The sequence below is a fragment of the Sphingobacterium sp. GW821-FHT03E03 genome (assembly GCF_059420745.1).
On the sequence record NZ_JBWKUH010000018.1, the window covers coordinates 81,846 to 93,385 of the forward strand.

Genomic DNA, 11,540 nt, shown 5'->3' on the forward strand with positions numbered 1-11,540 from the left:
TAACCTATAATGACCCCTATACTAAAACTAAATAGCGGGATCAAAGTATACTTTGTTCTCGTCATCATATCATTATTATCAGCCAATTTTGGCTATAGCCAAAATAATCTTGGTCTATTGAGAGGAATAGTACGTGACTCTTCCATAAACGAGACTATCGAAGGTGTTACCGTTACACTTGTCGGTCATTCAACAATAAAAGCGTCTACCGATAATAAAGGCAAATTCGAAATTAAAACAAACGTTCTGAAAGGAAACCTGACCTTATCGCGGATAGGGTACGGACAAAAAACAATAGCATTTGACCTGCATGTATCCAATACGATGGAAATTGGATTAGCTAAAGCAGAAAATATACTGCAGGAGGTGCTGATCAATACAGGATACCAGCGTATTTCCAAAGAAAGGACTGTAGGTAGTGTAGATGTGATCGGAACAGAACTGATCAATCGGAATGTCGGTACCAATATTATCCAGCGTATCGAGAACCTATCTCCGGGATTATTGGTCAATCATGGGGACGCTGCTGCACAGGATGCTTTTCTGATCCGCGGCCGTAGTACCATCAATGCCGAAGCCAAGCCTTTGATTGTGCTGGACAACTTTCCTTACGAAGGTGATCTGGAAAATATCAATCCCAATGATATTGCTTCCGTATCTGTGCTTAAAGATGCAGCTGCCGCTTCCATTTGGGGCGCTCGTGCTGGTAACGGTGTTATTGTACTGACCAGCAAAAAAGGAAAAATAGGAGCGACTACAGTCTCCTGGAATAGTAACTTTTCCTATAAGGGAAAGCCTGACCTTGATCACCGCAAAATAATGTCTTCAGCAGACCGTATCGCTCTGGAAAAGTTTCTCTTTGACAACGGCCGATATGATGCTTATAAGAATCCGACAACCTTGGGCAATAGAATTGCTGTATTGCCAGATGCAGTGGAACTGATGATTGCGAATGCTCCTGATCTTGACGCGCAGTTAGCGCAACTGGCGAGTCAGGATGTGAAAGAGGATCTTCGGAAATATTTTTATCGGGGTATACTGAATAGTCAGAATGCTGTGAATGTCAGCGGTGCAAATGACAGGATGCAGTATTATATTTCCACAGGTTTGGATAATGGACGTAGTCAGCTGGTCGGTACATCCAATCAACGATTTACACTGCGTTCCAACAATCGTTTCAAAGTAACCGATCAACTCGGATTTGAAACAACAATCAGTTATATCCGTACAAATAATAAAAATGGGAATAACGATGGCATGGGAACAGCTCCTTCTGGTACCTATACTTTATCGCCGTATGCACGTTTGGCTGATGATCATGGGAATGCATTACCTGTCTATTTGAATTACAGAAAAGGATTTTTGGACACTGTCGGTAATGGCCGCTTGTTGGACTGGACGTATCGTCCCTTAGACGAAATAAATCGCGAGACGCACTCCATGGATAAGCAGGATTTGCTTTTTGCTGTTTCGGCCGACTATAAAGTTCTTGATGGATTGCAGGCGTCGCTCCAATATCAATATCAGCATCAGTCTGGCAAGGCTCGGGATCTATTTTCCGAAGATTCTTATTATGCACGAAACAATATCAATGATCTTGCACAGATCAATCGTACGACAGGTCTGGTTACCTATCCATTTCCATTGGGTGGCGTTATCTGGCAGAATTATAGTAGCACGCGCAGCCACCAAGGTCGGGGACAGCTCAATTATTCCAAAAATTGGAAGCAGGTACATCAACTGGATGTGATGGCCGGATTTGAGATTCGAACGATTCGGACCCAGAATGAAAACTACCAAAATATAGGTTACAATGCCGAAAATGGAGCTTTGGCCAATCAAGTCGACCTGCTGACTTATTTTCCAAGGAGAACAACAACGGGAACGAGGCGTATTGCATTCAATGACTATAAGGATGGCACAATAGACAACTTTCTATCTTACTTTGGCAATTTATCCTATCGCTACAAAAACCGATATGATGTTTACGCTAGTTTACGAAAGGATGAGGCTAATCTCTTCGGCCTCAATACAAATGAAAAAGGTACACCATTATGGTCTGTCGGTGTGGCCTGGGATATAGCGAAGGAAGATCTAGCGTTAAACAAATTATTTTCCAGCTTTAAGCTTAGAGGTACCTATGGTGTCAGTGGAAATATAGCACGCAATGCCAATGCGATATCGACCATTACATTAAATACAAGTGGTAATACGCACCCTTTCCCAACAGCTTATCTCAATACAATAGCTAATAGTAAGCTCTCTTGGGAGAGGGTGAAGCAGTGGAATATAGGGATTGATTTTGAGCTTCCGAATAAGCGTATTGCTGGAACGATCGATTGGTATAGCAAAAAAGCTACCGACCTGTTGGCAAGTACACCCGTCGATCCTACCTATGGTGTCTCAAGTGTCTATATGAATGTGGCCGATATGAAAGGAAATGGTGTTGATATTCAGATCAGCACGCAAAATATCAAGGGCGCGCTAAACTGGGAAACTGTATGGATGTATAGCCATACAAATTCCAAGATAACAAAGTACTTATTGCCAGTTGCGAGTACAAGCCAGCAATACCTGCCGATTACCTTGGCGAATCCGCTGGTGGGCAAACCGCTATATAGTGTATTTGCATTGAAATGGGAAGGACTTGATCCGACCAATGGTAATCCACAGGGACTATCGGCAGGCAATCTTTCTAAAGACTATAATGCATTATATAACCAAACGCCGTTGGAAGATCTCGTGTTTTTTGGGACTGCCCAGCCAACGCATTTCGGCGCTATAAGAAATAGATTTACGTATAAACAATTTGACCTATCCTTTAGTATCAGTTTTAAATTAGGTTATTACTTTAGAACAAACTCGGTCAATTATACCAATATGTTTGCCGGAGACTGGTATGGTCATGTAGACTACGCGAATAGATGGCAACAAGTGGGAGATGAGATGCATACAAATGTTCCTTCCCTTGTTTATCCTGCCAATGTGAATCGGGACAATTTTTATAGATATTCTGAAGTACTCGTGCAGCGTGGTGATCATATCCGTTTTGATGACATCAATATTGGCTATTCCATCCCAAAGCTCGGAAAGTTAAAAAATGTAAGGGCCTTTATGTATTTCAGCAATTTGGGGATACTATGGAAAGCAAATCATCGTGCCATTGATCCTTACTATAACAATACACCAAGAGAAGCTAGGCAGGTAGCGCTTGGTCTTAATGTATCACTTTAATTTTTAAAACATGAAACCAATTATAAAGCTATTGATAATTACTCTTGTACTGAGTGGATGCAGCAAGCAAGAATTTTTAAATGAAAAGCCAAAGGAGTCATTGATTATTCCATCTACATTAGCCCATTTCCAGGCGCTGTTGGATAGAGATGCCTATCTGAATGGTACAGACGGTCAAGGGGTGACGCCACAGTTAGGGGAGTCGGGAGCGGACAATTTTTATTTATTGGATGTTGACTTTAACACCAACTTGCGCCCACAGATGCAGAATTATTATACTTGGGCTGCACAACCATACGCGGGGGTGGAGGTATTGGACTGGCTATACCCTTACCGTGCGATATTGGCTACAAATACAGTGTTGGGTAATCTAAGTCGTATAACAGCCTCTCAAGAAGACTTAAATTATTTGAAGGCGCAGGCACTATTCCATCGCGCTCATTTATTTTATCAGCTTGCACAAATATTTGCTCCTCCATATCTCAGGGGGCAGGCAAATAATGAAAAATCAATTCCATTGCGGATGACAGATGATATCAATGAAGTTCTTGTGCGATCGACTGTAGCAGAAACTTATAATCGCATTGCCGGCGATCTGCAGGAAAGTACTCAGAACCTTAGGGTAAATAACGATTTTCCGACGAGACCTTCTAAACAGGCTGGGTATGCCTTGCTATCGCGTGTGTGTTTAATGATGCAGGATTATACTGCAGCGGAGAAATATGCCGACTCATGTTTGGCTATTACAGATTTCTTATTAGACTATAACCTGATAAATATGGCGTTGACAGAACCGTTGACAGGCAAGAATCAGTCAGGAATCATTAAACCAGAGGTGATCTATTGGAGTGGTATGCTTGCTGCCCCTTTTCAATATTATCCAACTACGTTTTTGAGTGCGCTAATCCCGACTCAACTCTATAATAGTTATGCCGAAGCTGATCTGCGTAAGAAATTGTTTTTTGAGAACAGACCAAATGGTTATCGGTTTAGAGGAAGCTATAACTACTTCTCGACCAGAAGCAATTATTTCTCGGGATTGGCAGTAGATGAGGTCTTTTTAAATCGGGCAGAATGTCGTGTCAGAAATGGTAAAATCGTAGAAGGACTGTCTGATCTAAATCATCTTTTGGAGAAGCGGTGGGAAAGGGGAAAATATGTCCCGATTGAAGGACTATCTCAGGCGGAAGCATTGAAAGTGATTTTAGAGGAGCGGAGAAAAGAATTGATCTTCCGTGGAATTCGTTGGTCTGATCTCCGAAGATTAAATATTGAGGGGGCCAATATTACCTTGGAACGTACGGTGAACGGAAAGAACTTTACATTACCACCTAATGATCCCCGATGGACTTGGCCATTTCCGGTGGAAGCGACCGCAAAGTAACAAATGCCCCCCCATAAAACACTGCGTTATATGGGGGGTATTTGTTAACCAAAACTCTTACGGTTCTACATGATAACGGTCTACTGCTGGTGTAGCATCATTGATAACCGATGGTGCTGTACCAGGTGCAAAACCTTTGGCACATAGCTCAGTAATAGCTTCCTGACAACCATTTGATGGTTCGTCAGTCGGACCACCAGACAGTAATTGATAAGTACCATCAGGTTGTCTTTCATACCAATCCATTGGAGCGGCATATTTGGTGGTATTTGCAGATGTCAACGACCAAGTTGATAATCCTGCTGCAATGGCTAATCCTAGAATAGGCATTACATTTGTCTTGATAAATTTAATTAGGTTCATAACCTTAATTTTTAAATGTTTGTAATTGATTTATTTGTATGCTAGCCTGCTTTTTGCTGAGTTTTCCGTCCGTGGCCTTCAACGAAGTAGCAGGGGTAATCCATGTCTTTTGGCAGACGCGCCCTTCACTCTGGTAGCCTAGCATCAGAGATCCGCTGTTGCTTTCGGTGCTATTCTTTCGTGTGCTTATGCTTACATTTCAGGTTAGGCAGGGTTTCCCTTTTTCTGTTTCTCACTATTGGGATCGACTGGGTGATTTTATAGCGATCTATTTTATTTCCTTTATCCGTATTAAATTTGGTTTTCAATATCCACCACTGTAATAGAAAGGCCCAACAACTAATGAGCAGGAGGAAGACATTGAATATAAAATGTTTTTTCCAGCCGATTTGAATGATCAAACCACAATTGCATGGCAGCTTATCACTCCATACATGTAATATCGCTAGCCCGACATATGCTGTAAAAGCAGTCATTAATAGTGCTGAAAATCCCAGTCCGATTAATCGGGTACGATGGTAGCCGATCAATAGGGCGGCAATAAGCTCACTGGCGGGTATAGCATAAGCCAAGAAAATCGCAAAGGTTTTTGGAAATGGTTGGCGGAGCATGCCTTCTATGTTTTGATCAAAATCCATGATCTTGTTGTGAGCAACAAAGAGCCAAAGACCAATCATAAGTGAACCATAAAATGTTACTGCGATTTCTTTCCAATGGACTAAACAAAAGCTGACTATCAAACCTGGTAATCTTTTACAGATCCTAATCATCCACCTCAATAGGGTAAGGATCTTATCAATAATAAGATCCCGATAGTCAATATGTCCTTTGGTATTGTTCATCTGCTTACTAAGTTTACAATGCTAAATTACAGCCTAAGGTACCCCTCGTGTTAGGCCAGATTTGATCAATCGATAAGCCAAGTTTGACAAGGGCGATTTATAAACAGCCTTGATAATCTGTTAATAAATAAGGATAACCCTTTGGAAACTCGTGATAGACATGAAGGTAGGCGAGTACGATGGGGCATACTTCCCGACGGTTAAACATAGCAATGATAGCAGGCAGATCGAGCGGATCAATAACTGATCTGTCGTAGTCCCTGAGAACTACACGGATATCTTCTTTAATTGTTTCGCGCTGTAACTCTTTTTCCTTATATGCTAGATTGCTGTATAATATTTCCTGATATATATTCTGCAGATCAACAATGTTTAACAGGTCATTGTGCCAGTAATCGAGCTGAAAACCATGTTTCATCAAGATGGAAAATAAGACCTCCAGACAATAGTGAACTTCCATATCATCCAGATAAGGGGCAGGAAATGCAAATACCATCACCTCTGCCCAGTCCTTATCGATCTGTCCGTTCTGATGTGCTAATTGGACTACGATGTCCTCAAATTCTATTTCGTCAAAATAGTACATGCCAATTTCATGATCCCGATAGAGATTGCTGACAAAAGTGATTTCGGCGAGTACAGAGGAAACAATGTAAAAGAGCTCCAAGTAATCGTTGTCGAGTGGTGGGAAGCAGATATATAGATATTGCTCAAGACTCATCTCTTCCTCTGTGGAGATATCATCGTTGGTACAATGGAAGATTGGCTCTGATCCGCTTAGTCGGTTTTCATCGGTGCTGAGGTATTCATCGTACAATATCTTACGATAGTTCATGAGTTCTTGATGAAAGGAACTTTCCTGCCAGCCCGCTGGTGCAAGTAGCCTCATCAGTAGCGGTACTGCATCATATGTGTCTTGAAGGATGGCATAGGTGGTTTTTGAATCTAGTTTTTTGTTGTTTTCAAATTTCATGTGTTAAGTTTATCGAGGTTTGTTTTGGTTTTAGCGTTTGAATTTTTGCTCGGCTTGCTGTTTAAACTGGGAAGAGGTCAGCCCGGTCATTTTTCGGATAAAACGGTTCATTTCACTCGGGCCACTAAATCCGACTTCATGGGCTGTAGTCCCCACTTTGTCATGCTCGACGATGAGCTGTTGGATATGTTCAAGTAGAAGCTTGTTGCGGTCGTCCTGAATACTGATCCTATGAAACTTTTGGTATTCGCGGCTTAGCTGCGCTGGAGCTGTGAGAAAGACCTCGGCGATTTCTTTTACAAGGGCTTGTGCACCGCGCTGTAAGATCATAATTTCAAGTAATTGTCTGATCCGCTTTGCTAGGGGGTGTGCAGAATCTGGCGCATGTAAAAGTTTGAAACGGCTTAAATCTACAAGGAAAATTAGGTGTTTGAGTAGTATGTGCTCGTTGTCAAGGGTGTTCGGATTTAGGATATTGAACAGGATGCAAAGGTATTTAATGGTAATAGGGCCAACACGAAAACCCACACTTTTGAGCGTCGTCAGTGAGTCATCTTTTTTTGCTTGAACCAGGTGCTTGATAAAGGGAAAATGAGCGATAGCCGGCGGCCTGAACATTCCCGCATCGACAACAAAACCAACGAGAATATGATGACCAACAGGTAGCTGTAACTGATATTGACCCGCGGCGAGATAGAAATAGGCCCCTTCTGCTGGGGACAGCTCGAAGGTGAATTCCTGGTCTATTCTTTTTCCAGAAATACGCACTTCGTTCAATAGGGGATAGATCAGATGCAGATCGGGCATAATAATCTCAATAGGTAAATCCATCGCTTCGCTGATCCAATACTCGTAATAATAGAGATAAGCATATCGACCATCAAAGGTCTGCTCGCTGATCTGGTTACGTGCGGATTGCCAATGCATTTCTTTGGCATTGCGAATGGAGTAACTTACTGTTTTTTGAGGATAAGTAATAGCGCTAAAATCTGCACTAAATGTGAGTTTGTAAGGTCTTTTCATCTTTTTTTATAATTAGTTAAAAGATGATTTTATGAAGTCTAATTACTTGATGCCAAATAAAACTGTACATGACCGATTTCTGGCTGTGAATGACCAATTTGAAATGTGACTGACGTTTTTGAATTGCAAATGACATGTCTGCGCTGTAATTGTATTGTAACCGTCTGTTTTCCGTATATGTACAGTTTTTTTAGAAATCATTTCTCCCTGCTGACATCTTTGCTGCCATTGGATCCAATACGGAGTTTTAAATTTCTGGCAATGGGAGGGTACAGCCCGGGGCCGGAAAATGGTGTAACAAGATGATACTATGAAATGGAATCAACAAATGATCAGATTTTGAAAGGTATGGAAATGAATCTGGGCAGCACTCAATTGTTAAGTTGGGAGCAGCTGTTGCCGTTTATTGCTGAACAAGCTTTAAGCGGTGACAGATGTCCGATCTTTACCATCTAAAAATGCAGCCTTATACCCGATAGGGAGCGCATCTTTATGAGGAGAACGCTCCCTATACTAACCAATTTAGAGTAACAATGTCAAAAAAATACGAAACCTGGGAGTTCGCGTTATTTTCGGCGCATATCCATTATTACTTGCCCGCAATAGCATGGCAAGACCATTATGAGCTATATGAAACATGGAAATCTTATCATAGAGCCAGACCTTTCCGTTCGGAGCAAACTTGGAATTGTTCGAACACAGAAGTTTTGAAAGCTGGACAGCCAAAAATTATCTGTCTATACCATTTGGGGCTTCACGCGCAGATTCCTCGCGTGATGGCAGACTGTGGGATTCATTTTGATATTTTAATGGATAGAAGCGTCTACCAGTCACAACAAGAAGAGTTCGTGCAGATGCGGCAAGAAATGCAGCGCAATGGATTGGACTATCGGTACCTGATGAGTGACGATGTACAGGTATTGCTAAAAATCCGGACTAGCATTCAATCGGGTAAACATGTATTGGTTTTCGTCGATGGAAATAGTGGAGTGTCGGACACAAAGGACAAAAAAGTAGCGGTTAACTTTCTGGAGAATATAATTTATGTCCGGGTAGGGATAGCTTTAATAGGCTATTTATTACATATACCTATCATTCCGCTAACACATTTTTCACTAAAGGGCCGCAATCATCTTATGCTAGGGAACGAAATCAATAGGAATTTGGGGGAAGATCGAAATTCCTTTATCTATCGCAGTATGCAGAAATTATATGATTTTTTAGCTATGGTAATACGGGATAAGCCCTGGAAATGGGAATGTTGGAGCTACTTGCATGAACTGAATTGCTATAATGTGCAAATGCCAAGCAAGGATGATAGTGGTCAAAAAAATAATCATGAAGCCTTAATCAAATTGAGGCTAAACGGTCGTCAGGGTTGTTTTGATCGTGAACATTTTTGTTACAAATGGGAATAAAAATAAAATATAGGTAAATTTATGTTTCTAAACCTTTTTCTACTATGAAGAGTATTGCTGTTTTGTGGTATTTTTATCTTTTTTGTTTCCTAATTTTTTTGATGCTTATAGGAGGGGTGAATTATTTTCGTAACGATGTACATATTCCCTTTGAGCAGATTATGATTACAGTTGCTTTGTATTTATTTTACTGTGTTACCATTTCTTCTTTAATCGTTGGTGCATGGAATCAAACATGGACAAGAATAGCCGCAAATGTCATGATCTATCTTTTTTTGACCTTTACTTTTATTCCTTTTATAGATTTTTTGGTACATGATTTTCTCCCCCGTTTTGAGATCGTATTTTTTGATCGTACTTTACCCGAAGATAATGAGGCATTCCGGGCACGGCTTATCTCAGGATATGTCACAGTGAATGCATTTGCAGGCATTGTATGCCTAGGTTATGCTGCCATCAGTCTGCTCAGGGAAAGACGACAGCTTAATAGTGACTTAAAGTTATATCGGGATCGTGCCGTAGGGATGAAATATACATCACATTTTCTTGCGACTATTTTCATCGGTAAGTTTGGCGAAATGCTCATCAATAAAGTACCCAAAGACAAAAGAGCAAAACGGGATATCATCCAATTTTTAGCCTATTTATTTGAGGTGGAGCATCCGGCAAAGATCAATCCATTGCTGGAGGAATTGGATCATCTGGAATGCTTTGTACGCCTGCTAAAAATGTACTATGGTGAAGGATCTATAGCTTATGATCAGCAATTAGATGGTAAACTGTGTCCGGATATTCCTACCGGTGTGCTCTTTTTCCCGTTAGAAAATTGTCTAAAGCATGCATTTATTTCTGTTGATTATCCTATACGGTATACGCTATTGCTCAATGATCAGGGGCTTGTGGTAACCTGTCAAAATACCTGGTCTCCAAAACGGGATCTCATAAAATCAGGGACGGGCTTTGCGCTATTGCATGCCAAGCTGGCTCAGGTTGACTACCTGTCTTCGGTAGAAACGAGCTTAAATGAAGATACTTTTTCTGTAAATATGAAACTCAATTTTAATGAAGTAAAATGAATAAGCTGAATTATAGACTATTGATCGTTGACGATAACCCCGACTCACTGGTATATATCTTGATGTCATTAAAGGAACTTCCTTTTATCAACGATGAAATCAAAATTGTTCAAAAACCCGTAGAAGCCTTGGCGTACTTAAAAGAAAATGAAGTAGATATTCTGATACTGGATATGGATCTCGGAGATGCTGATATAGATGGGATCAAATTGGCCAGATTGATTCCTAATCCACCCGTAATGCTCGCCTGTTCCGCCCATTCGGAATATATTTTTAAAGCTAATGAGGCTGGTATTTATACCTATTTCAGTAAAAAAATTAGTTTTAATGCGTTGAAATCAAAAATGGAGAATGTGATCGATATGGTGGATAGGAAATTGGAGCGTCAAAGCAGAGATGTGAAAAGCCTAATGATGAAAAATCTAAATAACGAATTGATTGAAATAGAAGTTGACCAAATCTTTTATGCCCAAGTTGACAACGATATTATAGATATTCTTTTAGAACAAGATACGCATCAATTTAAAGGAAGTCTCAGGGAATTACAGGCCAACCTCCCTTCGACGATGTTTTCTCGTCCTCGAATCAATACCCTGGTTAATTTGGCCAAAGTTGATCTTGTACGGCCAAAAGAGCTATATTTTAAAAAACCAAGAAATGGCTGTTCTATTGGCCTGACCAGGTCTTATAAAGCTAATTTTAAATACCAATACGAAGTTTATAAGCAGAATAATAAATAAAACCGGGTATGGCTGCCCCTCATTTCATGGTATCGACCAATGGAATAATTTATGTCACAATTGGATGAAATCGTACAATTGCTACGAGAAATCAACGACAAGCTGTCCTGTACAGCACATCACATCCTGCCAGTAGAAAATAGGAGCAAAGGATGGAACGTTGATGAACTGATGACCCGCATGGCTGTGGTGTCAAAACTAGGAATCTCTGAACGAACCTACAACCGCTGGGTAAAGAGTGGGATTCTTACGCCTATTTATCTGGGCAACAAGCATTACTATCGCGAGGAGGACCTACAAGAAGCCATCAAGCGAAGTATTGACAATGGGATGATTTGATCGTCTCCTTTTTGAGTGAGGCTGGTTCGAAAAGGAGCTGGCCTTTTTCTGTTCAGGTTGCGTTCGTCTATTGCCCATTCTTTGATTATTTTTTGGTGTTCGGTCGCTTATTCATTGCTATTTCTCTGCTATTTCTTTGCCAGTTCTC

The 11,540-nt window shown here is 40.8% G+C and carries 10 protein-coding genes; 6 read left to right on the forward strand and 4 right to left on the reverse strand.

Annotation, left to right across the window (positions count from 1 at the left end):
* Positions 1-9: 9 nt before the first annotated feature.
* Together AC07UV_RS18250 and AC07UV_RS18255 are read left to right on the forward strand one after the other, a co-directional pair.
* Positions 10-3,234, forward strand: a complete 3,225-nt coding sequence (locus tag AC07UV_RS18250; RefSeq protein ID WP_495184770.1) for a SusC/RagA family TonB-linked outer membrane protein — start codon at positions 10-12, stop codon at positions 3,232-3,234.
* A 10-nt stretch (positions 3,235-3,244) separates the two neighbouring features.
* On the forward strand, positions 3,245-4,618 hold the full coding sequence (locus tag AC07UV_RS18255) for a RagB/SusD family nutrient uptake outer membrane protein (protein WP_495184771.1): 1,374 nt from the start codon (positions 3,245-3,247) through the stop codon (positions 4,616-4,618).
* Between the two features lie 57 nt (positions 4,619-4,675).
* Here the strand turns inward: AC07UV_RS18255 and AC07UV_RS18260 are convergent, their stop codons facing one another.
* From AC07UV_RS18260 to AC07UV_RS18275, 4 genes are all read right to left on the reverse strand, one after another.
* Positions 4,676-4,981, reverse strand: coding sequence for a hypothetical protein (locus AC07UV_RS18260; RefSeq protein ID WP_495184772.1), 306 nt, complete (start codon positions 4,979-4,981; stop codon positions 4,676-4,678).
* A gap of 170 nt (positions 4,982-5,151) precedes the next feature.
* Positions 5,152-5,823, reverse strand: coding sequence for a DoxX family protein (locus tag AC07UV_RS18265; RefSeq protein WP_495184773.1), 672 nt, complete (start codon positions 5,821-5,823; stop codon positions 5,152-5,154).
* Positions 5,824-5,920: 97 nt separating this feature from the next.
* On the reverse strand, positions 5,921-6,796 hold the full coding sequence (locus AC07UV_RS18270) for a hypothetical protein (protein ID WP_495184774.1): 876 nt from the start codon (positions 6,794-6,796) through the stop codon (positions 5,921-5,923).
* A gap of 30 nt (positions 6,797-6,826) precedes the next feature.
* Positions 6,827-7,819: a helix-turn-helix domain-containing protein gene (locus tag AC07UV_RS18275; protein WP_495184775.1), complete on the reverse strand. Its 993-nt coding sequence runs from the start codon at positions 7,817-7,819 to the stop codon at positions 6,827-6,829.
* A gap of 533 nt (positions 7,820-8,352) precedes the next feature.
* On the opposite strand from AC07UV_RS18275, the gene AC07UV_RS18280 reads away from it, so the two are divergent.
* The 4 genes from AC07UV_RS18280 to AC07UV_RS18295 all read left to right on the forward strand — a co-directional run bounded on the left by AC07UV_RS18280 (position 8,353) and on the right by AC07UV_RS18295 (position 11,392).
* Positions 8,353-9,237: a hypothetical protein gene (locus tag AC07UV_RS18280; protein ID WP_495184776.1), complete on the forward strand. Its 885-nt coding sequence runs from the start codon at positions 8,353-8,355 to the stop codon at positions 9,235-9,237.
* 101 nt (positions 9,238-9,338) lie between these two features.
* On the forward strand, positions 9,339-10,313 hold the full coding sequence (locus AC07UV_RS18285) for a LytS family sensor histidine kinase (RefSeq protein ID WP_495184777.1): 975 nt from the start codon (positions 9,339-9,341) through the stop codon (positions 10,311-10,313).
* On the forward strand, positions 10,310-11,053 hold the full coding sequence (locus tag AC07UV_RS18290; RefSeq protein WP_495184778.1) for a LytR/AlgR family response regulator transcription factor: 744 nt from the start codon (positions 10,310-10,312) through the stop codon (positions 11,051-11,053). The genes AC07UV_RS18285 and AC07UV_RS18290 overlap by 4 nt, the downstream gene beginning before the upstream one ends.
* A gap of 51 nt (positions 11,054-11,104) precedes the next feature.
* A complete protein-coding gene (locus AC07UV_RS18295) occupies positions 11,105-11,392 on the forward strand; it encodes a helix-turn-helix domain-containing protein (RefSeq protein ID WP_495184779.1) in 288 nt (95 codons plus the stop codon).
* The last annotated feature ends 148 nt before the right edge of the window (positions 11,393-11,540 follow it).